The organism is Dactylosporangium sp. McL0621, from assembly GCF_049995355.1.
Lineage (GTDB): Bacteria > Actinomycetota > Actinomycetes > Mycobacteriales > Micromonosporaceae > Dactylosporangium.
On sequence record NZ_CP188259.1, the window covers coordinates 818,711 to 842,013 of the forward strand.

Here is a 23,303-nt window from a genome sequence, read left to right on the forward strand (position 1 = left end):
CGTCACTCAGGCGCGGCAGGGCAGCGGGATGGTGGGCCACCGCGTCCGCCGTGCGCCATGCCGACGGTCGCATCAGGACCAACGGTGCAGAGCGGAGGCTGGTTACGGCGCTTGTGGGCGCACTGCAACCGGAGGTGACAGCGATCACGGCTGGAATCCGTCGGGGAGCAGCCGGGCGAGCGCACGCACCGCGCGGTACTGCAACGCTTTGATGGCTCCCTCGTTCTTGTTCATGGTCTGTGCGGTCTCGGCCACGGAGAACCCGTGCAGGAACCGCAGCACGATGCACTCCTGCTGCTCGGGGTTGAGCTGCTTGACCGCCTTGAGCAGGTCCACGTTGGTGATGTGGTCGATGACGGCCGCCTCGGGGCTGCCCTCGGGTCCCCGGTCGGGCCGGTCCGCGTCGAGCACGTCACCGGTGGTGACCTCCAGCCGGTACCGGCCGGACTTGAAGTGGTCGGCGACGAGGTTGCGCGCGATAGTGACCAGCCAGGCCCCGAGGTCGCGACCCTGCCACGTGAAGCTGCCGATGCGCTTGAGCGCACGCAGGAACGTGTCGGCGGTCAGGTCCTCGGCGAGCTGGCGGTTGCCGACGCGGAAGTACACGAACCGGAAGACCGTGTCGAAGTACCGGTCGTAGAGGAGCCCGAATGCCGCACCGTCCCCGGCCTGGGCGCGCTCGATGAGCGCCCAGACCTCCGACGCCGGGTCGCCGCGCTCGGGGCGCCTCGGCTGCGGCGGTACGAGCTCGCGCGGGCCGGTCTCGGTCAGCGTGTCCGTGCCGCCGCCGAGCACGTCCTGCGGGATCGGCACGGTCTCCTCGCCCAGCACTCCGGCGCCGGCGTTGGACGACTTGCCGTTCATCCCGGCGTTGGGCCGTGCGTTCGGGGCCGGGCCAGAGCGCGCCGGTGCCTCGTTGGTGTGGGGGCGGCCACGGGTGCGCGGCACGCTGCCTCCCTCACCACGGATCACCGTGCTGAACATGTCGCGCATCGAGTCGCGCAGCATCGACAGCCCACCGGTAAGTTCGTGCTCGGCCTCGAACACATGCAGGTAACCGCTCATGCTTCGCGAGCCCTGACATTGGGGCTATTCGGCGCGAACACGAACACTTCGGCCTCCTCGGGGTGAGGGGTATCAACTCGCAGCAAATGGGGTGAGTCGACTTCGGTGACAATAGGTCCGGCGTCACCCGCGTGTGGGCGGCTCTTCATGTGAGGGCACATTCTTTCCACGGATCGGTGTGCGATCGGCGCACATGCTGTCCGTCACTTAGTCGCGACACGCCGTACGGCACGCCGCCAAACCGGAGGAACGGGACGCAAACGGTCACGGTGCGCCCCGGCATCTCACGTCCGTTGCACACTTTCGGGTGGTCTCTTACTCAGTCGGCGGGTCGGGACTCTCACGGTTACGCCGTCGAGTGCTCGTCGCGCCGCAGGCACGATGGCATGGAAGAGGGTGATTGGTGACGGGTGATCTTCCAGATGCCCCGTCATCACCCGTGGGTCTCGATGCCGCGCGGGGCGCTGTGCAAGACTCGGCGACCGTGCAGGAAGTTTCGATTTCAGCTGTCGGCAACTTCTCGGATGTCGTCCGGCGCGCCGCCGCGACCGGTGGCGACCGCCCGGCCCTGCGCTCGCACGATGCCGAGCTGACCTGGGCCGACCTCGACCGCCAGGTGGACGCCGTCGCCGCCGGCCTGCTGGCCCGGGGGATACCGGCCGACGAGCGCGGCCCCGCCCGCGTCGCCATCGCGCTGCCCAACGTGCCCGAGTTTGCCGCCGTGTTCTTCGGGGTGCTGCGCGCCGGCCTGGTCGCCGTGCCCGTCAACCCCGCCTACACCGCGCGCGAGCTGACCCACGTGCTGTCCGACTCCGGCGCGGCCGTGCTGGTCGCCACCGGGCCGGTGCTGGAGGCGCTCGGGGAGGCGGCGCCGGCGGTGCGGTACCAGCTCGGCAAGAACCTCGCCGGGTTACTCAGTGCCCCCACCGGGATCACTCAGGCGCCCACGGCCGGCGGCGACGACCTGGCCGTGCTGCTCTACACCTCCGGCACCGCCGGCGCGCCCAAGGGCGCCATGCTGCCGCACCGCGCCCTGCTGGCCAACCACGAGCAGCTCGCGCGCCTGGAGCCGGCCCCGGTGACCCCCGACGACGTGCTGCTGCTCGCCGTGCCGCTGTTCCACGCGTACGGCCTCAACTCCGGCCTCGGCGCGGTCGCCTTCCACGGCGCCTGTGGCGTGCTCGTCGAGCGCTTCGACCCGGCCGACTCGCTGGAGGCGATCGAGCGCCACGGCGTGACCGGGGTGGTCGGGGTACCGCCGATGTTCATCGCCTGGTCGCTCATGGGCGAGCGGCTCGCCCGGGCCTGGTCCGGGGTGCGGCTCGCGGTGTGCGGGGCCTCGCCGCTGGACCCCGCGGCCGAGCGGCGCTTCGCGGAGGCGACCGGGCGCCCGGTACACCAGGGATATGGCCTCACCGAGGCGGCGCCGGTCCTCACCAGCACGCTCGCGAGCCCTTCGGTCAAGCCGGGCGCCATCGGCCGGCCGATTCCGGGGGTGGAGGTGCGGCTGGTCGACGCGGCCGGCGAGGACGTGCTGGACGACGACGAGGACGGCAGCAGCGACCCCGGCGAGATCGTGGCGCGCGGGTCCAACCTGTTCCGGGGGTACTGGCCCGACGGCGCCGGCGGCCCCAGCGCGGACGGCTGGTGGGCGACCGGCGACGTGGCCTACGCGGACGAGGACGGCGACCTGTTCATCGTGGACCGGCTCGGGGAGCTGATCCTCGTCAGTGGCTTCAACGTGTACCCGCACGAGGTCGAGTCCGTCCTGGCCGCGCACGAGTCCGTTGCTGAGGCCGCGGTGCTGGGCGTGCCGCACCCGTACACCGGCCGCACCGTCAAGGCCCTCGTGGTGCGCGTCCCCGGCTCGCAGGTCACCGCCGAGGAGCTGATCGCCCACTGCGAGCGCAACCTGGCCCGCTTCAAGTGCCCGACCGCGGTCGAGTTCGTCGCGGAGCTGCCGCACTCGGCCACCGGCAAGGTGCGCAAGGGGGAGCTGCGATGACCAGGCTGACGCTGTACACCCGGCCGGGCTGCCATCTCTGCGAGGACGCCAAGGCGGCGCTGGCCCGGGTCGAGGCCGCCACCGGCGAGGGGTTCACCGAGGTGAGCATCGAGGGTGAGGACGAGCTGGAGGAGGAGTACGGCTTCCGCATTCCCGTCCTCCTCCTCGACGGCAAGGAGCACGGCTACTGGCGGGTCGAGGAGGAGCGGCTGCTCCGCGATCTGGCGCTATCCTCACCCGGGTGAAGCACCTGGTCTGGGACTGGAACGGAACTCTCCTCGACGACCTCAAGCTCGTCGTCGACGCCACGAATGTGTGCCTGGCCACCGTCGGGGGCCCGGTGATCACCGCGGAGGACCACCGCCGCGACTTCCGCCGGCCGATCCTGGACTACTACGCGCACGTGCTCGCGCGCCCGGTCGACGAGGTGGAGTTCCAGCTGCTCGACGACGCGTTCCACGACGCGTACCGGGACCGGATCGACGAGGTGCAGCTCGCCCCCGACGCGCTGGCGGCCATGGGCAAGTGGCCCGGCACCCAGTCCCTGCTGTCGATGTTCTTCCACGATGAGCTGCTGGTCGAGGTCGAGCGGCACGGGCTGAGCGCGCGCCTGGTGCGCGTCGACGGGCTGCCGGGGACCGTCGGCGGCCACCGCAAGGCCACCTTCCTGGAGCGGCACCTCAAGGCGCTGGAGCTGGACCCCGCGAACGTGGTGCTGATCGGCGACTCGGTGGACGACGGCGACGCGGCGCGCGCGGTGGGCGCCTCGGCGGTGCTCTACGCGGGCGGCTTCACCGACGCCGCGCTGCTCGAAGCGACCGGGCTGCCGGTGGCGTACTCGCTGCTGGAGGCCGTCGACCTAGCCCTGTAGGTAGGTCAGGACGGCCAGCACCCGGCGGTGCTGCTCGTCGTCCGGGGGCAGGTCCAGCTTGGTGAAGATGTTCTTGACGTGCTTCTCGACCGCGCCGTCGGTGACGACGAGCTTGCGGGCGATCGCGGTGTTCGAGCGCCCCTCGGCCATCAGGCCCAGCACCTCGCGCTCCCGCGGGGTGAGGCTGCGCAGCGGGTCGTCGCGCCGGCGGCGGACCAGCAGCTGGCCGACGACCTCGGGGTCGAGGACGGTCGCGCCGGCCGCGACGCGCCGCATGGCGTCGAGGAACTCGGCGACCTCGGAGACGCGGTCCTTCAGCAGGTACCCGACCGCGCCGGCCCGGTCCGCGAGCAGGTCGTCGGCGTAGGAGACCTCGACGTACTGCGACAGGACGAGGATCGGCGTCTTCGGTACCCGGGCCCGGGCCTCGACCGCGGCGCGCAGCCCCTCGTCGGTGTGTGACGGCGGCATCCGCACGTCGACGATCGCCACGTCGGGCCGGTGTTCGACGACCGCCTCGACCAGGCTGGGGCCGTCCCCGACGGCGGCGAGGACCTGGTGGCCGCTCTCGGTGAGCAGGCGCACCAGGCCCTCGCGCAGCAGTACCGCATCATCCGCAACGACTACTCGCACGCGGTGATCCTAGGCGCTCTGTGCGCTCCCGAAGGGAGCGCCGGGGCGCGCGCCGGCGCCGGGGGCAGCTACACCGGGAGGATTGCCACGAGTTTCGTGCCGGCGTCCAGCTGGCTGGTCACGGTCAGCTCCCCGCCCGCGGCCCGCACGCGATCGGCCAGCCCGCTCAGCCCGTGCCCCTTGGCCAGGCTCGCGCCGCCCACGCCGTCGTCCTCGATCGTGACGAGCATCCCGTAGGCCGAGCGCTGCAACGTGACCTTCACCTCGTTGGCGTGGGAGTGCTTGGCCACGTTGGTGAGGGCCTCGGCCACGACGAAGTAGGCGGTCGTCTCCACGTGGGTGGCCAGCCGCCCGACCTCCGGCAGCTCCAGGTCGACCGGGATGATCGACCGGGCGGCCAGGGCGGTCAGCGCGGCGTGCAGCCCGCGGTCGACCAGGATCGGCGGGGCGATCCCGCGGGACAGCGCGCGCAGCTCCTCCAGGGTCTCGCGGGTCTGCGCGAGGGCCTCGGCCACGGTGGCGCGGGCGGCCGCCGGGTCGTTGTCGAACTGCAGGTCGGCCCGGCCGAGGTCCATGGCCAGGCGGACCAGCCGCTGCTGGGGGCCGTCGTGGATGTCGCGCTCGAGCCGGCGCAGGGCGGTCGCCTCGGCCGAGACCGCGGCGGTGGTCTGGGCGCGGGCCCGGTCCCGGCCGAGCTCGGCCTGGTAGACCCGCTCGCGCAGCTCGTTGACGCCGCTGAGCAGGGCGCGGGCGAACAGCGCCTCGAGCAGGGCCACGCCGCGCACGACGGGCACCAGGGTGAGGGCGAACACCAGGCCGAGGCCGGTGTAGAAGAGCACGCGCAGCCCGGTGCCGCTGCCGAGGCCGAGCAGCTGCGGCAGGTCGGTGTTGTCCGGCCCGCGCGGGATCGACCAGTCCCACAGCACCGTGGTCAGGCCGCCCAGCGCGCCGGCCCACCAGGTCACCACGAACACGAAGGCGAACGTGCTGGGGATGAAGCGGAAGACGCCGTGCAGCAGGTCGAGCCACGACTGGCCGTCGGTGAGCGGGACGAAGGTGCGCCGCCAGAAGCCGGCGCCCGGCGCGGCCTTCTTGTAGTACGGGTGTGGCAGGTGGGTGTGCAGCACCGGGCCGATCCGGGCGCGCTCCAGGGTGGCGAAGCCGCGCGCCTGGAACGCGGTGGCGAACAGGATCGGGAAGCCGACCGTGAGGACCATCAGCCCGACCCCGAGGGAGAACCCCGTCAGGCACAGCACGATGGTGATGATCGACAGGGGGAAGCCGAGCAGCACGTACTGCGTGTCGATGCCCAGCTGGCGGAAGATGCGGGAAACGCGGCCCGGGCCGAGCGGGGTGATGGTCGTCGTCATGTCATCGACGCTAGGCATCGCGACCGCCGCCTCCCATCCCGCCGTCCAGCCACTTGATGGTAGGGGCAGCCCTACTGAAAAAACGTGTAGTCTCGCTACATAAGGCGTGTTGGGTGCGGCAACTGTCCCAATTGTGCGGATACTTGCGACAGCGCCCGCCCGCTGCCGACCGCGTCGGAGAAAGGGGGCACCACGTGCCGCGGGGGCTTTTCTCGCGTGCGCGATCCGCACGGGCGGGCGCTGACCTCTACGTGGTGGGCGCCGCCTCTTCAAGATCGCGATTTGTGCACGGCTTCACAAGCGCCTACTCTGTTGCAACGACGAATCCCGCTAGCACAGGCGGTAACCGCCCTTGCGAGCGGCCTCGTACACCGTCGTCGTCGTCTCGGAGACTCATGAGCCAGCAGCGCACCGGCCCCACGGACGGACCGGACTTTCCGGACCTTCCGGAGGCGACCGTCGCCAGGCTTCCGGAGTACCTGCGCGCCCTGCACCACCTCTCGGAGGAAGGGCACGACACGGTTTCCTCGGAGGGTCTGGCCGCGGCCGCGGGGGTCAACTCCGCCAAGCTCCGCAAGGACCTGTCCCATCTGGGCCGCACCGGCACGCGCGGGGTCGGCTACGACGTGACCCTGCTCATCGACCAGATCGAGCAGGTGCTCGGGCTGACCCATCGCCGCGGCGTCGCGCTCGTCGGCGTGGGTAATCTCGGTCACGCCCTCGCGGGCTACGCGGGCTTCGGCAGCCGCGGATTCCGCATCGCCGCCCTCTTCGACGCCGACCACGGCCGCGTCGGCGAGCAGATCAACGGCCTCGTCGTGCGCCACATCGACGAGCTGCCCGAGGTCGTGCTGCAGGAGCAGATCTCGATCGCGGTCATCGCCACGCCCGCCCACGCCGCCCAGCACGTGGCCGACCGCCTGGTGGCGGCCGGTGTGAGGAGCGTCCTGAACTTCGCGCCCTGCGTCTTGAACGTTCCCGAGGGCGTCGACGTGCGTAAGGTCGATCTGGCAATCGAGTTGCAGATCCTGTCCTTCCACGAGCACCGCAAGTCGGCCCTCACCGCACTGCCGGCGCCGGTGCCGAAGGCCGGGCGGGGCGAGGCAGAGGTGGCGTCGTGAGCGGTTCGCAGCGGAGCGGAGAGGCCGCTCACCAGGAAGCACAGCTTTTGTCGCGACGACGCCGGAGCGAAGCGGAGGTGGCGTCGTGAGCGGTTCGCAGCGGAGCGGAGAGGCCGCTCACCAGGAAGGACAGGTCTTGTCGCGACGACGCCGGAGCGAAGCGGAGGTGGCGTCGTGACCGGGAACGTGAACCTGCTGGTCGTGGGGGTGTCGCACCGCACCGCGGGCGTACCGCTGCTGGAGAAGCTCACGCTGGGCACCGGCGAGCTGCCGGCCGTGCTCGCCGAGCTGGTCGGGCTGCCGTACGTCGACGAGGCCGTCGTCCTGTCCACGTGCAACCGGGTCGAGATCTACGCCGCCGTCACCGCGTTCCACGGCGGCCTCGCCGACATCGGCGGGGTCCTGGCCGCCCGCGCCGGCCTGCCCATGGGGGAGCTGGCGCCGCAGCTGTACGTGCACTACGAGGCCGACGCCGTCCGGCACGCGTTCCGCATCGCCGCCGGCCTCGACTCGATGGTCGTCGGCGAGGCCCAGATCCTCGGCCAGCTCCGCGACGCCTACGGCACCGCCGGCGAGCAGGGCACGGCCGGGCGCCTCCTGCACGAACTGCTCCAGCAGGCCCTGCGGGTCGGCAAGCGGGTGCACGCCGAGACCGAGATCGACCGCGCCGGGCAGAGCGTGGTCAGCGCCGCGCTCGCCTACGGCCAGGGTGCCACCGCGCCCGTCGAGGGCCGCCCCGCGCTCGTCATCGGGGCCGGGTCCATGGGCGCGCTGTCGCTGGCGACCCTGCGCCGGGCCGGCGCCTCGCCGCTGTACGTGACCAACCGCGGCCACGCCCGCGCCGAGCGCCTCGCCGAGCTGCACGGGGCCGAGGCGGTTCCCTTCGCCGAGCTGCCGTCGCTGCTCGAGCGGGTCGACGTCGTGGTGAGCGCCACCGCGTCGCCAGGCCCGGTCCTCGACGCGCCCTTGCTCGCCGGAGCCGGCCACGAGCTGCTGGTGCTCGACCTCGCGCTGCCGCGCGACGTCGCCCCGGCCGCGCACGACCTGCCCGGCATCACCGTCGTCGACATCGAGCTGCTCGCCGAGTCGCTGTCCACCACCTCCGAGGCGGAGGAGCGGGCCGGCGAGGAGATCGTCGCGGCCGAGGTCGAGGCGTTCCTCACCTGGCTGCGCGGCGCGGACGTGGCCCCGACGGTGGCCGCGCTGCGGGCCCGGGCCGACGAGGTCGTCGAGGCCGAGCTGCGCCGGCTCGCCCAGCGCTGCCCCGAGCTCGGCGACGCGGCGCGGGCCGAGGTGTCGCACAGCATCCACCGGATCGTCCAGCGCCTGCTCCACCAGCCGACCGTCCGTGTCCGGCAACTGGCGTCGGCGCCCGGCGGCGAGGCTTATGCTCAGGCGCTGCGCGAGCTGTTCGATCTGCAGATTCCCACCGCCGAGATCAACCCGGCCGAGGCTTCCGAGGTGCACCCGTGACGTTGAGGCTTGGCACCCGGGGCAGCGCGCTGGCTCTGGCCCAGTCGAACACCGTGGCGGACGCCGTGCGCGAGCGCACCGGCCGTGACGTGGAACTGGTCGAGATCGTCACGCCCGGCGACCGGTCCAGCGCCCCCATCCAGCAGCTCGGCGTGGGCGTGTTCGTCTCCGCCCTGCGTGACGCGCTGCTGAACAAGGAGATCGACCTCGCCGTCCACTCCTACAAGGACCTGCCGACCGCGAAGGCCGAGGGCCTGGTCGTGGCCGCGATCCCGGCGCGGCAGGACCCGCGCGACGCGCTGGTCGCCCGCGGCGGGCTCACGCTCAACGAGCTGCCCGACGACGCCAAGATCGGCACCGGGGCGCTGCGCCGGATCGCCCAGATCAACGTGCTGGGGCGGCGGCTGCATGCGGTACCGCTGCGGGGGAACATCGACACGCGCCTGCGCAAGCTCGCCGAGGGCGAGTTCGACGCCATCGTCCTGGCCACCGCCGGGCTGGCCCGGCTCGGTCGCGCCGGTGAGGCCACCGAGGTGCTCGACCCGCTGCTGATGCTGCCCGCCCCCGCGCAGGGCGCACTGGCGGTCGAGTGCCGTGAAGACGATGCCGAGCTGCGCGAGGTCCTCGCCGCGCTCGACGACGAGTACACCCGCGCGGCGGTCACCGCCGAGCGGGCGCTGCTGGCCGAGCTCGAGGCGGGCTGCTCCGCCCCGATCGCGGCACTGGCCGAGGTCGCCGAGGGCGACGAGGGGCCGGAGATTTATCTGCGCGGTGCGGTGTTCAGCCCGGACGGCGGCTTCGCCCTCCGGCTCTCTCGCACCGGAACGCTCGCCGACGCCGCGGAGGTGGGCCGAGCCTTGGCCCGCGACCTGCGCGAGGAAGGCGCCGACAACGCACTGGGAGTGCAGCATGACCCGCACCCGTAAGGGCAGCACCGGCCGGATCGCCTTCGTCGGGGCCGGCCCCGGCGATCCCGGCCTGCTGACGCGCCGCGCCCATGAGGCGCTGGTGTCCGCCGACCACGTCGTCCACGACCGCAATGTCCCGGAGCCGCTGCTCGCCGCGATTCGCGCCGAGGCCGACCCGGAGTGCCAGTTCAGCCCGGCCGAGGGCGCCCCGGGCGACGTCGCCAAGGTGCTGCTGTCCGCGGCCCGTTCCGGGCTGCGTGCGATCCACCTCGTCGGCGGCGACCCGCTGGCCCACGAGACCGTGCTCAAGGAGGTGCAGGCGGTCGCCCGCACCGCGGTGCCGTTCGAGGTCGTGCCCGGCATCGGCCAGGCCGCCGGCGTCGCCACCTACGCGGGCGTGCCGTTGCCCGGGGTACGCGTGACCGCCGACGTCGACGACGTGCAGTCGGTCGACTTCGAGTCCGTCGCCACCGCCGTGGCCCGCGGCTCCTCCGCCCTCGCCGTCGACGCGGGCGACCTCGCCGCCGTGCGCGACGGGCTGCTGGCCGCCGGGGTCGACCCGGCCACGCCGGTCTCGATCACCGGCGACGGCACGGGCGAGACGCAGTACAGCTCCGCCTCCAGCGTCGACAGCATGGTCGCCGCCGCGCTCGGCTTCGCCGGCCGCGTGGTGCTGTGCCTCGGCTCCGGGGTCGCCCAGCGCGAGAAGCTCGGCTGGTGGGAGAACCGCCCGCTGTACGGCTGGAAGGTCCTCGTCCCGCGCACCAAGGAGCAGGCGGGCGCGATGAGCGAGCGCCTGCGCGCCTACGGCGCCATCCCGTGCGAGGTGCCGACGATCGCCGTCGAGCCGCCGCGCACCCCGGCGCAGATGGAGCGGGCGATCAAGGGCCTGGTCGACGGCCGGTACGCCTGGACCGTCTTCACCTCCGTCAACGCCGTGCGCGCGGTGTGGGAGAAGTTCGCCGAGCACGGCCTGGACGCCCGCCACTTCGGCGGCGTCAAGGTCGCCTGCATCGGCGAGGCCACCGCCGAGGCCGTGCGCGGCTTCGGCATCGTGCCCGAGCTGGTGCCGACCGGCGAGCAGTCCTCCGAGGGCCTGCTGGCCGAGTTCTCGCCGCACGACGAGGTGCTCGACCCGGTCGGGCGGGTACTGCTGCCGCGGGCCGACATCTCGACCGAGACGCTCGCCGCCGGGCTCACCGAGCTCGGGTGGGAGGTCGACGACGTCACCGCGTACCGCACGGTCCGCGCCGCCCCGCCGCCGGCCGACATCCGCGACGCGATCAAGTCCGGTGGCTTCGACGCGGTGCTCTTCACCTCTTCTTCCACCGTGCGCAATCTGGTCGGCATCGCCGGCAAGCCGCACGCCCGCACCGTGGTGGCCGTCATCGGCCCGAAGACGGCGGATACCGCCGTCGAGTTCGGTCTGCGCGTCGATGTCCAGCCGCCGCACGCCTCCGTGCCCGACCTCGTCGAGGCGCTGGCGGGCTACGCTGTGGAACTGCGGGAGAAGCTCGCCGCGATGCCCGCCAAGCAGCGTCGTGGCTCGAAGGTCCAGGGCCCGACCGCCCTGAGGTTCCGCTAGAGGGGGTCAGTCCCGTGGGTTTCCCGGAGGTCCGGCCGCGCCGGCTGCGTCGCACCCCAGCGATGCGCCGGCTCGTCGCCGAGACGCACGTGCAGCCGTCCAACCTGATCCTGCCGATGTTCGTCAAGGAGGGGCTGGCCGAGCCGCGGCCGATCAGCTCCCTGCCCGGCGTGGTGCAGCACTCCCGCGAGTCGCTGCGCAAGGCCGCGGCCAAGGCGGTCGCCGAGGGCGTCGGCGGCCTGATGCTCTTCGGGGTACCGCAGACGCGTGACGAGACCGGCTCCGGGGGCATCGACCCCGACGGGATCCTCAACGTCGCCATTCGCGACGTGATCTCCGAGGTCGGCGACGCCACCGTGGTCATGTCCGACCTGTGCCTGGACGAGTTCACCTCGCACGGGCACTGCGGCGTGCTGGCCGCCGACGGCTCCGTCGACAACGACGCCACGCTGCGGCAGTACGAGCTCATGGCCCTGGCCCAGGCCGAGGCCGGCGCGCACGTGCTGGGCCCGTCCGGGATGATGGACGGCCAGGTCGGCGTGGTTCGCCGCGCCCTGGACCGGGCCGGGTACATCGACGTGTCGCTGCTGGCCTACGCGGTGAAGTACGCCAGCGCCTTCTTCGGCCCGTTCCGCGAGGCGGTCGAGTCCGCCCTCGTCGGCGACCGCATGAGCTACCAGCAGGACCCCGCCAACCTGCGCGAGGCCCTGCGCGAGGTCGCCCTCGACGTCGAGGAGGGCGCGGACATGGTCATGGTCAAGCCCGCGCTGCCGTACCTCGACGTGCTCACCCGGGTCGCCGAGATGGTGGACGTGCCCGTCGCGGCCTACCAGGTCTCCGGCGAGTACGCGATGGTCGAGGCCGCGGTCGCCAACGGCTGGCTCGACCGCGAGCGGGTCATCCTCGAGACGCTCACCTCGATCCGCCGCGCGGGTGCCCAGCTGATCCTGACGTATTGGGCGAGTGACGCGGCTCGCCTGCTGCGCCGCATCTGAATCCCTCATCCGGTCCGGCCGCCTGCCGACGTTCCGGCCGTGACCGGACCGGACGGGGGCACCACATGGCGATGACAGGGCTGCCCGCCCCCGTCCGCGTGTACGGGCCGTTCCACAAGCTGGCCCTGCAGGTGCACGAGCCGACCGTGCAGGGCCGCAACTCCGACGCGCTGACCGCGGCCGAGCCGGCCCTCGGCATGACCGGCCGCGACCTCTACGACCTCGCCGACCGGCACCTGTACGCGGCCAAGCGCAACGGCCGCGACCGGGTGGCCGCGGCGGCCTGATGGATCGGCGCCGGACCCCGCCCGCCCGCTCGATGCGTTCCGCGGTGCCGGCCGGGGTGCTCACCGCGGCCGGGACGGCGCCGGCCGGGGCGGCGGTCGCGGCCCCGCTCGCCGCGGGTAGGCCGGCCGCCGGACCGGGCGGCAACGATCCGGGGACACGGCCCTCGGCGGCGCCGCCCACCCCCTAGCCCGGAGGAATCTGGCATATCGGGCGTGTCGCGGCGGTTTCCCCGCTCGCCCGGCCGCAGAATTGTTCGCGCAGGTCGCGGGCATGGTTACGGCCCCGGGTCGGTGATTTCCGGCCCCGGCCAACTGTCAGGAACACGACAGTCCCCGATCGGGTGGGTCAGGCCCTCGTTGCCCCCAACGTGAGATGGCTCGTCACCGGAGGCGCCGGTTACATCGGCGCGCATGTCGTCGGCGCCCTGCAAGGGGCCGACATTGAATGCATTGTCGTCGATGATCTGTCCACCGGCCGGGCGGCGCGGGTGCCGTTCGGGGTGCCGCTGTTGCGCGCCGACGTGCGCGACACCGCGGCCGTGCGCGAGATCTTCCTGGGGCACCGGCCCGACGGGGTGATCCACCTCGCCGCGCGCAAGGACGTCGCCGAGTCGGCCGCCCACCCGCTGCGGTACTACCGCGACATCGCCGACGCCCATGTGCGCGCCGCCCTCGCCCTGCACGAGGACGAGCTGCGCGACGAGGTGCTCAGCGTCGGCCGCGGCGAGGGCGCCTCGGTGCTGCAGATGATCGCCGCCGTCGGCCGGGCCCTGGGCCGCCCGCTGCCCTACGACGAGGCCCCCGCCGCCTCGGCGACCCCGCCGTCGTCGCCAGCCCCGCCCGAATCCGCGCCCGCCTCGGCTGGCGCGCCCGCCACAACCTGCACAGCATCGTCGCCTCCTCCATCGCCGAAGTCGTGAAAGCCGCCTGAGACGAACCCCCCGAAGGAGCACAGCACCTTGAAGTCCCGGATCGTCGCCGGTGCCCTGGCCCTGCTGGGCCTGGCCGGTATCGCCCTCGCCCAGCCCGCCCTGGCCGCCACCACCCGACAGCGCATCGACCTGCGCTGCTCGTGCTCGACGACGACAGCACCGGCGTCGACACCCTCCGCGCCCAGCTCGACCGGGAGGGCGTGCCCTACGACACCCTCGGTCTCGCCGCGGCCGGGCGCCCCGTCATCACCGCCGCCTACCTCGCCGACACCGTGAGCGGGGTGCGCCGGGCCAAGTACCAGGGCGTCATCGTGCCGAACGAGAACTCGGTGACCGGGGCCGAGGCGACCGCGCTGGCCGACTTCGAGCGCGATTTCAAGGTGCGCCAGATCGACGCGTACACCTTCGCCGGCGCGGGCGTCGGGCTCACCAACACCTGGAGCGGCGTGCTCGACGGCTCCACCATGCAGGTCACCGACGCCGGCAAGGGGGCCGGGTTCGGCTACCTCAAGGGCGCCGTGCCGGTCGACGACATCGACCCGGCGACGTCGGAGTCCTTCGGCTACCTCGGCGCCGCGGCGGCTACCGCTGACGGCTCCCAGGCCGGCACGACGTTCACCCCGCTGGTGACCGGCGCCCAGCCCGGCGGCGGCGCCACCGGCTCGCTGATGGGCGTGTACGCGCACGACGGGCGCGAGGAGCTCGTGGTGACGCTGGCCACCACCGGCACCCTCGTGCTCGGCTGGGGCGGCGGGCAGGCGCTGTCGCACCTGGGCTACCGGGCGCTGTCCGAGCGCGGGCGCGCCGCGGCCGCGCGGCTGCTCGGCGCCGGCTTCCTCGGCCTGGCCGCGCTGTGGGCCCTGGCCCTCATCGGCGAGGGCGTCCGTGCCTACGCCGTGGCCGCCGTCCAGCTCGCGCTGTTCGCCGTGGCCGCGGTGGCCCTCGTGACCAACCGCGAGCGGGCGGTGATCGGGGCCGTCGCGCCCTGCTGGATCGCGTCCGCGGGGCTGCGCTGGGGCCTGAGCGTGCACCTGCTGCTGATCGGCGTCGCGCTGCTCGTCGCGGTCGCGTACCGGCCGGTGCTGCGCGAGCGCGAGCCGCGCCGGGTGACGCGGCGGCGGTGGCGCTCGTGGCGGCACGATGTCGGGTACGCGGCCCTGTACGGGATGGTCGGCACCGGCCAGGCCGTGCTGTTGCGCACGGTCGCGCTCGACGGGATCGCCCCGCACCGGGTGCCGCTGGAGGCCGTGCCGTTGCTGCTCGGGGTACCGCTGATGGAACTCACCCTCGTGTGGCACCAGCGGCGGATCGCGTCCGCGCGGGCGGGCCTGGCCGACCGCTTCGCCTTCGACCGCCGGCTCGGCCGGATCAGTGCCGGCACCGTCGCCGTGCTCGCCGTCCCTGTCGTGGCGGGCGCGGCGATCGCCGGGGCCGTGTGGTCCGGGCTGCTCGCGCGCGGGCAGTCCTTCGCCGCGGCCGTGCTGCTCATGGCCGTCTACGCGCTGTGCCTGGTGCTCGCCTCGCACGGCCGCGCCGGCACCGCCGCGATCGTCGTGTGGTGGCCGGCGCTGCTCGTCACGGGCGTCGGGCACTGGGCGCCGGCCCTGGTGCACGTGGCCCCCACGTTCGCCGAAACCCTGACCGTCGCGACCCTGCTCGGGGCCGGCCTGCCCGGGCTCGCGGTCGCGGCGCTCGTCCTGCGCGATCCGGAGAGTTACCGAGCATGATGCTGCTGCCGTTGTACGTCCACCCGCTGGCCGACCCCGAGGCGTGGGACTGCCTGCCCAAGGGCGCCTGCTGGACCATCGTGAACGTCCACAATGGACCAGGCTCGGCCCGCGACGAGGTCTACGCGCGCGCGACCGCGCGGCTGCACGAGGCGGGCGTGAAGATGCTCGGCTACGTCGACCTCGGCTACGGCGAGCGCGCCAACGGCGAGGTCTGGTGCGACATCGTGGGCTGGTCGCAGCACCCGGTCGGCGGCATCTTCTTCGACCAGGTGCCCGCCGACGCGGCCGGCCTGGCGTACGTGACCCAGGTCGTGCGCGCGGTCCGCGGCTCGGTCGTGCTCAACCCCGGCACCCGCTGCCTGCCCGGCTACGCGGCCCTCGCGGACGTGGTGTGCACGTTCGAGGGGTCGTGGGAGACGTACGCCGCGCTGCCGTCGGCCGAGCGCGACTGGCCCAACGCCGCCCACCTCGTCTACGGGGTGCCGGCGGCCCGGCTGGGCGAGGCGAGCGCCCTGCTGGTGCGCCGGGCCCGGCACGGCGGTCCCGCCCCCGCCGGCCGGCGGTCCCGCCCCCGCCGGCCGGCGGCTGGTGGAGGCCGGCCGCCGGCCTGACCTGGCAGTGGCAGCTGACCGGGACGCTCGACAAGTCGGTGCCGGCGGAGGTGTACGACGTCGACGGCGCGAACACTGCGGCCGCCGACGTGGCCGCGCTCAAGTCCGCCGGCCGGCACGTGATCTGCTACGTCAACGTGGGCGCGCGCGAGGACTTCCGCGCCGACGCCAAGAACCTCCCGGAGGCGGTGCAGGGCAAGGGCCTGGACGGCTGGGCGGGGGAGAAGTGGCTCGACATCCGGCGCTGGGACGTGCTCTAGCCGCTGCTGACGGCCCGGTTCAAGCAGTGCCGGGACAAGGGCTTCGACGCCGTGGAGCCCGACAACGTCGACGGGTTCAGCAACAGCAGCGGCTTCCCGCTCACCGCCGCGGACCAGCTCACCTTCAACCGGCGCGTGGCCGACCTCGCCCACCGCACCGGGCTCGGGGTGGGCCTCAAGAACGACGTCGAACAGGCCGCGGCACTGGCGCCGGCGTTCGACTTCGCGGTCAACGAGGAGTGCGCCCGCTACAACGAGTGCGACACCCTGAAGGTCTTCACGGACGCCGGCAAGCCCGTGTTCCACGTGGAGTACGACGGCTCGACGAGCTCCTTCTGCGGCAAGACCAAGGCCCTGCACTTCTCGTCGATGAAGAAAAAGCTGGACCTGGACGCCTGGCGCGAAACCTGCTGAGTTTCGCGCTTCGCTCCCCATTGGGGGAGCTCCGCTCCACCCAAGCCCCCTCCCACACGTGGGTCGCCTTCCGGGGGCGAAGGGGCCGGCTTCGTTCGGCGCCAGGCCTTCACGGAGCATCAACTGGTCCGTTGCCGCCGGCCCGTGGGTCAGCCCAGGCCGTTCCGCTCGGCGAGCACGTGCATCGCGCGCTGGATGCCGAGGCGGTCCGGGGGTACCTCCAGCGCCTCCGCCGTCGCGCGCAGGCCCGCCAGGGTGTAGCCCAGCTGGCGCCGCCAGGCGGTCGGGGCGCTCTCCACGGTCCGCTCCACCAGGCCCGCGTTCGCCATGAGCATCGGCACGACGTCCTCGTGCTGGAAGTCCGGCCGCAGCACCCCCGCCGCCCGGGCCCGGTCGACCAGCGCGGTCAGCCCGCGGAAGGCGCGCCCGCGCAGGCTCTCCAGCTCCGGCACCCCCGACACGGTCGCGATGAGCAGGTCCGCGAACGCGCGGCTGCCCGCCTGCACCTCGCACAGGAACGTCAGGTGCTCGGCGAACGCGGCCCACGGGTCCTCGACCGCGAGCGCCCGCTCGGTGGCGTCGACCACCTCCTGCAGCGCGTCGCCGAACACCGCGGCGACGAGATGGCCGCGGCTGGGGAAGCGGCGGTAGAGGGTGGCGTTGCCGACCTTGGCCCGGCGGGCGATCTCGTCGAGCGGCGCCTCCAGGCCGCGCTCGGCGAACACGACCTTGGCGGTCTCCACCAGCTGCCGGCGGTTCTGCTCGGCGTCTCTGCGCAGTGCCCCCTGAGCCCCCATGGCTACAGCATATGGGCTGGAGCTTTTTACCGGTTCAGCAAAAGTTAGCGCATCGACGATGCAAAGTATGGACAGCCGTAGCTAAAGACCCTAGTGTGTCCTCCACGACACCAGCGCGTTTCATCAATGTATCCGGATCGGCACCGGATGCGGCGAACGCCGCGGGGTCGACTCCGGCATCCGGCGCGGCGGCGCGCGCCCTGCCTGGCACATCACCACGTCAGGAAGGGACACCGTGAACCAGCAACCCTCCAGGCATCGATGGCGGCCGATAGTAGCCGCGCTGATCCTCGTCGTTTCCAGCCTCACCGCGACCGCCTTCACGCTCGCCGCCGGGCCCGCCACGCCCGCGCAGGCGGCCATCAACGCGGCCGACTTCCAGCAGGTGACCCTCGCCAAGGGCGAGCCCGAGGTCGGCGAGCCGCTGGCCATCTCCGTGCTGCCCGACCGGTCCGTACTGCACACCGCGCGCAACGGCACGCTGCGGCGCACCGACGCGAGCGGCAACACCACCGTCATCGCGAACATCCCGGTGTACACGCACGACGAGGAGGGGCTGCAGGGCGTCGCCGCGGACCCGAACTTCGCGAGCAACCGCTACATCTACCTGTACTACGCCCCGCCGCTGTCCACGCCCACCGGCGACGCGCCCGCCACCGGTACCGACGCCACCTGGGCGACCTGGACCGGCGTCAACCGGCTGTCGCGCTTCACGCTCAACGCCGACTACACCGTCAACACGGCCAGCCAGGTCAACATCCTCGACGTTCCGGCCAACCGGGGCATCTGCTGCCACGTCGGCGGCGACATCGACTTCGACGCCGCGGGCAACCTGTACCTGTCCACCGGCGACGACTCCAACCCGTTCGACTCGGCCGGGTACGCCCCGCTGGATGAGCGCACCGACCGCAACCCCGCCTACGACGCCCAGCGCTCGGCCGGCAACACCAACGACCTGCGCGGCAAGATCCTGCGCATCAAGGTCAACGCGAACGGTTCGTACTCGATCCCGAGCGGCAACCTCTTCGCCGCCGGCACCGCGAACACGCGGCCCGAGATCTACGCGATGGGCTTCCGCAACCCGTACCGCATGACCGTCGACAAGGCCACCGGCGTCGTCTACGTCGGCGACTACGGCCCCGACGCCGGCGCCACCGACCCCAACCGCGGCCCGTCCGGGCAGGTGGAGTTCGACCGGATCACCGCGCCCGGCAACTACGGCTGGCCGTACTGCACCGGCACGAACACCAGCACCGAGACGTACAACGAGTGGAACTTCGCCACCAACGCCACCGGCCCCAAGTTCAACTGCGCGGCCGGCGCGACAAACAACTCCTTCCGCAACACCGGCCTGGGCACCCTGCCCGCCGCCAAATCGGCGTGGATCCGCTACGGCGGTGACGCGGGCAGCCCGCCCGAGTTCGGCAGCGGTTCGGAGTCGCCGATGGGCGGTCCGGTGTACCACTACGACGCCGCCAACCCCTCGACCACGAAGTTCCCGCAGTCCCTCGACGGGCTGTTCTTCGCCGGAGAGTTCGGCCGCGGCTGGATCAAGCCGATCAAGGTCAACGCCGACGGCTCACCCGGCGCGATCGACAACTTCCCGTGGAACGGCAAGCAGGTCATGGACATGCAGTTCGGCCCCGACGGCGCCCTGTACGTCCTGGACTACGGCACCGGGTACTTCAACGGCGACCAGAACTCGGCCCTGTACCGCTACGACTACGTCGGCGCCGGCGGCAACCGCGCCCCGACCGCCGTCGCGAGCTCGAACGTCACCTCCGGCTCGGCCCCGCTCGCCGTGACCTTCTCCTCCGCGGGCTCCACCGATCCCGAGGGCGGCGCGCTGACCTACTCGTGGACGTTCGGCGACGGTGGTACCTCCACGGCGGCGAACCCGTCGCACACGTACACCACCAACGGCACTTATTCGGTGACCCTGACCGCCAAGGACCCGCAGGGCGCGATCGGCACCGCCAACGTCCTCATCAGCGTCGGCAACACGGCGCCGACGGTCAGCATCAACGGCCCGAAGCCCGGCCAGCTGGTGTCCTTCGGCGACACGGTGCCGTGGAGCGTCACGGTCACCGACCCCGAGGACGGGGCCATCGACTGCAGCAAGGTGACGATGACCTACGTGCTCGGCCATGACCAGCACGCGCACCAGATCACGTCGCAGACCGGCTGCGCGGGCACGATCACCATCCCGGTCGACGGGGAGCACGACTCGGCGTCGAACATCTTCCCGATCTTCGACGCGCAGTACACGGACAAGGGCGGGCTCACCGTCCACGCGCAGAGCATCATGGCGCCCCGCTACCGCCAGGGTGAGTTCTTCAAGTCCTTCCTCGGCGTCGACCAGATCACCAAGCCGACGGCCGAGGGCGGCAAGACCGTCGGCAACATCAACAACGGCGACTGGATCGGGTTCGACCCGTACAAGCTCAACAACGCCACCGCGTTCTCCGCACGGGTCTCCTCCGGCGGCGCGGGCGGCACGCTGCAGCTGCGCACCGGCTCGCCCACCGGCACGGTGATCGGCTCGGCGACGGTGCCGGTGACCGGCTCCTGGGAGACGTTCACGACGGTCGGGGGCCCGATCACCAACGCACCCGCCGGGACGACGTCGCTGTACCTGACCTTCTCCGGCAGTACCACCGCCGCGCTCTTCGACCTCGACAGCTTCACGTTCACCACCGCCGCGACCGGCAACGGCGTCGGCCCGGTGAAGGGGCTCGCGGGCAAGTGCCTCGACGCCCGCGGGGCCGGCAGCGCCGACGGCACCCAGATGCAGATCTACACCTGCAACGGCACCGGCGCCCAGGTGGTCGTCGTCGCCGGCCAGCAGCTCAAGGTGCTCGGCAAGTGCCTGGACATCTCGGGCGGCGCGACCGCCGACGGCACCAAGGTGCAGCTGTGGACGTGCAACGGCACCGGCGCCCAGAACTGGGCGGCCCAGGCCGACGGATCGCTGAAGAACCCGGCGTCGGGCAAGTGCCTCGACGTGGCCGGCGCGAACACCGCCGACAGCACCGTCGTGCAGCTGTACACCTGTAACGGTACGACCGCACAGAAGTGGACACTGCCATGAAGCTCCGCGCTCTCGCCCTGATCGTCGCCGTGACCGCGGCGGCCTGTGTTCCGGCGACGCCCAGCCTGGCCGCCGACGCGCCCTACGACGTCCTGGTCTTCTCCAAGACCGCGGGCTTCCGCCACGACGCCATCCCGGCCGGCATCCAGGCCGTGCGCGACCTGGGCGCGGCGAACAACTTCACCGTGACCGCCACCGAGGACGCCGCGGTGTTCACCGCGGCCAACCTCGCGCAGTACGAGGCCGTCGTGTTCATGTCCACCACCGGCGATGTGCTCAACGACGCACAACAGACGGCGTTCGAGGCGTACATCCGCGGCGGCGGCGGGTACGTCGGCGTGCACGCGGCCGCCGACACCGAGTACAGCTGGCCCTTCTACGGAACCCTGGTCGGGGCCTGGTTCGCCAGCCACCCGGCGATCCAGCAGGTCAACTCGCGCACCGAGGACCGCGCGAACCCGGCGACATCGCACCTGCCGCAGGTCTGGACGCGCACCGACGAGCTGTACAACTACCAGACCAACCCGCGGGCGAGCGCGAAGGTGCTCGCCACCCTGGACGAGTCGTCGTACTCCGGCGGCACCATGGGCGCCGACCACCCGATCACCTGGTGCAAGACCATCGACTCCGGGCGCTCCTTCTACACCGGGTTCGGGCACACCCAGGAGTCGTACGCCGACGCCAACTTCCGGGGCGAACTGCTCGGCGGCATCCGGTACGCGGCCAAGCGGGCCCAGGCCGACTGCCGGCCCGAGAACGGGTACACGCCGCTGTACAACGGCTCCACCACCGGCTGGTCCCAGGCCGGCCCGGGCAGCTTCACCAACGCCGACGCCACGCTGTCCTCGACCGGCGGCCTCGGGCTGTACTGGTACTCCGCCAAGCAGTTCGGCACGTCGTACTCGCTCAAGGCCGACTTCCGCATCACCGGCGACAGCAACTCGGGCGTCTACGTCGGGTTCCCGAACCCGGGCAACGACCCGAACATCGCGATCAACCAGGGGTACGAGATCCAGATCGACGCCACCGACACGCCCGATCACACGACCGGCGCGATCTACAACTTCCAGTCCGCGAACATCGCCGCCCGCGACGCCGCGCTCAACCCGCCCGGCGCGTGGAACACCTACGAGATCGCGGTCGAGGGGCAGCGGATCCGGGTGTACCTCAACGGCTCGCTCATCAACGATTTCACGAACACCGATCCGGCGCGCAACCTCGACGGGTACATCGGCATCCAGAACCACGGATCCGGCGACCAGGTGTCCTTCCGGAACGTCCGGATCGCCTCCGGCGACTCCGCCCAGCAGGCCGAACTGTTCACAACGGCCTCCGGGGTCGAGCCGTACACGAAGGCGGGCGCGCACAACGGCCAGACGCTCGGGTACATCGAGCCGGGCGACTGGGCGGCGTACAACGGGCTCAACATCGGCGGGTCGACGTCGTTGCGCGCCCGGGTCGTCTCCGGCGGCCCCGGCGGGCAGATCCAGGTGCGCACCGGCTCGACCACCGGCCCGATCCTGGGCACCGTGAACGTGCCGAACACCGGGAGCTGGGACACGTACGCCGACGTCACCGCGCCGTTGACCGGCGTACCGGCGGGCTCCGCGAACGTGTACCTGACGTTCACCGGTACCGGCACCGGGCTCTTCGACCTGGACGACTTCACGTTCGTTCGCGGCGGGTCGCCGACCGGGCCCGTGAAGGGGCTGGCGGGGAAGTGCCTCGACGTGCGCGGGGCGGCCACGGCGGACGGGACGCAGATCCAGCTGTACACCTGCAACGGCTCGGGCGCGCAGAGCTGGACGGTGTCGGGTCAGACGCTGCGGGCCCTGAACAAGTGCCTCGACATCTCCGGGGGCGGCTCCGCGGACGGCACGCGCGTTCAGCTGTGGACGTGCAACGGCTCCGGCGCGCAGAACTGGGCGGCCCAGGCCGACGGCTCGCTGCGCAACCCGCAGTCGGGCAAGTGCCTGGACGTGGCCGGCGGGGTGTCCACGGACAGCACGGTCGTGCAGCTGTACACGTGCAACGGCTCGAACGCGCAGAAGTGGACGCTGCCGGCCTGACGTTTCTTCGCGCGTTCTTCGCGCGTTCTTCGCATTCTCCGGCGGGGACTGTACGTAGACGTACAGTTCCCGCCGTTGCGTTGCTTACCGTGACGGATTCAATCGCGGGGCTCCATCGGTTGCGGATTTCCCCTAGGCTCGGCCGAGTGCTGGGGACTCGGGCGAGACACATTGGGCTAGCAGTGGCGCTACTGTCCGTGCTGGCGGGCTGTGGCACGCATGCGGAGTCGTCCCCGCCGCCGTACCTCGTCGCCGACGCCCCGTCGAGCTCCGACCCGTTCCCGGTCGGCCAGCTCGAGGGCGTGGGCGAGCTGGCCGCGGCCCCGACCCCCTCGAAGGCGGCACCCAAGCCCTCGGCCACGGTGAAGAAGGTCAACCCGGGCGGCGACACCGGCGGCGGCAAGGCCAACACCAACGACGGCGTACCCAACACCGCGAGCGGCACGTTCACGGTCTCGACGGGCGGCACCGACGTGATCGGCGCGGCGGGGGCGGCGACGCTGGTGAGGTATCGCGTCGAGCTGGAAAATGGGATAAAGTGGGGCAATAACCCAGTCTGGACGACGGACTCGGTCGCCGCCGAGGTGGACCGGGCCGTGTCGTCACCGGAGGGCTGGACCAAGTCGGCCGACCACCCGGTCACCTACGCTCCGAACAAGCTGAGCAACGCGAGCTGGAAGTTCCAGCGCGTGAGCGGCGCCGACTACGACGTGACGCTGAAGCTGGCCACCCCGGGCACGGTGGACAAACTGTGCAAATCGGTGGGCGTGACGACGCAGGGCATCTACTCGTGCCGGTACGGCAAGACGATCCTGCTCAACCTGCGACGCTGGCTCAAGGGCATCGAGGGCTTCCCGGTGGGCATAGACTTCCACTCGATGACGGTCCTGCACGAGATGGGCCATTTCCTGGGCTTCGACCACATGAAGTGCCCGGGCTCGGGCCAGGTGGCCCCGGTGATGCAGACTCAGACAATAGCCTTGAACGGTTGCAAACCGAACGCGTACCCCTTTACCACGGACGGCACCTTCGTAACGGGCCCGTGGGCCGCGAGCTAACGTCGCGTGACGACTTTTTACGGAGCGT

20 protein-coding genes and 1 pseudogene are annotated in these 23,303 nt (G+C 72.1%); 17 read left to right on the forward strand and 4 right to left on the reverse strand.

What is annotated here, in order from left to right; translation table 11 throughout:
• Positions 1-144 precede the first annotated feature (144 nt).
• Positions 145-1,065, reverse strand: coding sequence for a sigma-70 family RNA polymerase sigma factor (locus tag ACPPVO_RS03805; protein ID WP_426509899.1), 921 nt, complete (start codon positions 1,063-1,065; stop codon positions 145-147).
• Positions 1,066-1,549: 484 nt separating this feature from the next.
• On the opposite strand from ACPPVO_RS03805, the gene ACPPVO_RS03810 reads away from it, so the two are divergent.
• From ACPPVO_RS03810 to ACPPVO_RS03820, 3 genes are read left to right on the forward strand one after another with little or no spacing between them, the layout of a single operon-like run.
• The gene (locus ACPPVO_RS03810; RefSeq protein ID WP_426509900.1) at positions 1,550-3,070 is read left to right on the forward strand and encodes an AMP-binding protein; all 1,521 of its coding nucleotides are present in this window, start codon (positions 1,550-1,552) and stop codon (positions 3,068-3,070) included.
• Complete coding sequence (locus ACPPVO_RS03815; RefSeq protein ID WP_426509901.1) at positions 3,067-3,315, forward strand: glutaredoxin family protein; 249 nt, start codon at positions 3,067-3,069, stop codon at positions 3,313-3,315. The genes ACPPVO_RS03810 and ACPPVO_RS03815 overlap by 4 nt, the downstream gene beginning before the upstream one ends.
• On the forward strand, positions 3,312-3,941 hold the full coding sequence (locus ACPPVO_RS03820; RefSeq protein WP_426509902.1) for an HAD family hydrolase: 630 nt from the start codon (positions 3,312-3,314) through the stop codon (positions 3,939-3,941). The genes ACPPVO_RS03815 and ACPPVO_RS03820 overlap by 4 nt, the downstream gene beginning before the upstream one ends.
• Here the strand turns inward: ACPPVO_RS03820 and ACPPVO_RS03825 are convergent.
• Both ACPPVO_RS03825 and ACPPVO_RS03830 read right to left on the reverse strand, forming a co-directional pair.
• Positions 3,930-4,574, reverse strand: a complete 645-nt coding sequence (locus ACPPVO_RS03825; protein ID WP_426509903.1) for a response regulator — start codon at positions 4,572-4,574, stop codon at positions 3,930-3,932. The genes ACPPVO_RS03820 and ACPPVO_RS03825 overlap by 12 nt on opposite strands.
• Positions 4,575-4,642: 68 nt before the next feature.
• A complete protein-coding gene (locus ACPPVO_RS03830; protein ID WP_426509904.1) occupies positions 4,643-5,944 on the reverse strand; it encodes a sensor histidine kinase in 1,302 nt (433 codons plus the stop codon).
• A gap of 395 nt (positions 5,945-6,339) precedes the next feature.
• Here ACPPVO_RS03830 and ACPPVO_RS03835 point away from each other — a divergent pair, with 395 nt between their 5' ends.
• From ACPPVO_RS03835 to ACPPVO_RS03885, 11 genes and pseudogenes are all read left to right on the forward strand, one after another.
• Positions 6,340-7,065 carry a redox-sensing transcriptional repressor Rex gene (locus ACPPVO_RS03835; RefSeq protein WP_426509905.1) on the forward strand — a complete coding sequence of 242 codons (726 nt, stop codon included), beginning with the start codon at positions 6,340-6,342 and terminating at the stop codon, positions 7,063-7,065.
• Positions 7,066-7,251: 186 nt separating this feature from the next.
• Entirely contained in the window at positions 7,252-8,538 is a 1,287-nt protein-coding gene (locus tag ACPPVO_RS03840) for a glutamyl-tRNA reductase (RefSeq protein ID WP_426514525.1), read from the forward strand.
• Complete coding sequence (gene hemC, locus ACPPVO_RS03845) at positions 8,535-9,464, forward strand: hydroxymethylbilane synthase (RefSeq protein WP_426509906.1); 930 nt, start codon at positions 8,535-8,537, stop codon at positions 9,462-9,464. The genes ACPPVO_RS03840 and hemC overlap by 4 nt, the downstream gene beginning before the upstream one ends.
• The gene (locus ACPPVO_RS03850) at positions 9,448-11,031 is read left to right on the forward strand and encodes a uroporphyrinogen-III synthase (RefSeq protein WP_360386038.1); all 1,584 of its coding nucleotides are present in this window, start codon (positions 9,448-9,450) and stop codon (positions 11,029-11,031) included. The genes hemC and ACPPVO_RS03850 overlap by 17 nt, the downstream gene beginning before the upstream one ends.
• A 14-nt stretch (positions 11,032-11,045) precedes the next feature.
• A complete protein-coding gene (hemB, locus tag ACPPVO_RS03855; RefSeq protein WP_426509907.1) occupies positions 11,046-12,026 on the forward strand; it encodes a porphobilinogen synthase in 981 nt (326 codons plus the stop codon).
• 71 nt (positions 12,027-12,097) lie between these two features.
• The gene (locus tag ACPPVO_RS03860; protein WP_426509908.1) at positions 12,098-12,313 is read left to right on the forward strand and encodes a hypothetical protein; all 216 of its coding nucleotides are present in this window, start codon (positions 12,098-12,100) and stop codon (positions 12,311-12,313) included.
• The gene (locus ACPPVO_RS03865) at positions 12,313-12,501 is read left to right on the forward strand and encodes a hypothetical protein (RefSeq protein ID WP_426509909.1); all 189 of its coding nucleotides are present in this window, start codon (positions 12,313-12,315) and stop codon (positions 12,499-12,501) included. Before ACPPVO_RS03860 ends, ACPPVO_RS03865 begins: the two co-directional genes overlap by 1 nt.
• Before the next feature lie 180 nt (positions 12,502-12,681).
• Positions 12,682-13,233: an NAD-dependent epimerase/dehydratase family protein gene (locus ACPPVO_RS03870; RefSeq protein WP_426509910.1), complete on the forward strand. Its 552-nt coding sequence runs from the start codon at positions 12,682-12,684 to the stop codon at positions 13,231-13,233.
• A gap of 152 nt (positions 13,234-13,385) precedes the next feature.
• Positions 13,386-14,972 carry a hypothetical protein gene (locus ACPPVO_RS03875; protein ID WP_426509911.1) on the forward strand — a complete coding sequence of 529 codons (1,587 nt, stop codon included), beginning with the start codon at positions 13,386-13,388 and terminating at the stop codon, positions 14,970-14,972.
• Positions 14,969-15,586 carry a spherulation-specific family 4 protein gene (locus ACPPVO_RS03880; protein ID WP_426509912.1) on the forward strand — a complete coding sequence of 206 codons (618 nt, stop codon included), beginning with the start codon at positions 14,969-14,971 and terminating at the stop codon, positions 15,584-15,586. The genes ACPPVO_RS03875 and ACPPVO_RS03880 overlap by 4 nt, the downstream gene beginning before the upstream one ends.
• A gap of 50 nt (positions 15,587-15,636) precedes the next feature.
• Positions 15,637-16,260 (forward strand): annotated as a pseudogene (locus ACPPVO_RS03885) (endo alpha-1,4 polygalactosaminidase).
• A 149-nt stretch (positions 16,261-16,409) separates the two neighbouring features.
• Here the strand turns inward: ACPPVO_RS03885 and ACPPVO_RS03890 are convergent.
• Positions 16,410-17,057 (reverse strand): TetR/AcrR family transcriptional regulator, encoded by a 648-nt coding sequence (locus ACPPVO_RS03890; protein WP_426509913.1) that lies wholly within the window; start codon positions 17,055-17,057, stop codon positions 16,410-16,412.
• 271 nt (positions 17,058-17,328) lie between these two features.
• Between ACPPVO_RS03890 and ACPPVO_RS03895 the strand changes: the two genes are divergently transcribed.
• From ACPPVO_RS03895 to ACPPVO_RS03905, 3 genes are all read left to right on the forward strand, one after another.
• Positions 17,329-20,148 (forward strand): PQQ-dependent sugar dehydrogenase, encoded by a 2,820-nt coding sequence (locus ACPPVO_RS03895; protein WP_426514526.1) that lies wholly within the window; start codon positions 17,329-17,331, stop codon positions 20,146-20,148.
• Complete coding sequence (locus ACPPVO_RS03900) at positions 20,145-22,217, forward strand: ThuA domain-containing protein (protein ID WP_426509914.1); 2,073 nt, start codon at positions 20,145-20,147, stop codon at positions 22,215-22,217. Before ACPPVO_RS03895 ends, ACPPVO_RS03900 begins: the two co-directional genes overlap by 4 nt.
• Before the next feature lie 302 nt (positions 22,218-22,519).
• Positions 22,520-23,275 carry a DUF3152 domain-containing protein gene (locus tag ACPPVO_RS03905; protein WP_426509915.1) on the forward strand — a complete coding sequence of 252 codons (756 nt, stop codon included), beginning with the start codon at positions 22,520-22,522 and terminating at the stop codon, positions 23,273-23,275.
• The last annotated feature ends 28 nt before the right edge of the window (positions 23,276-23,303 follow it).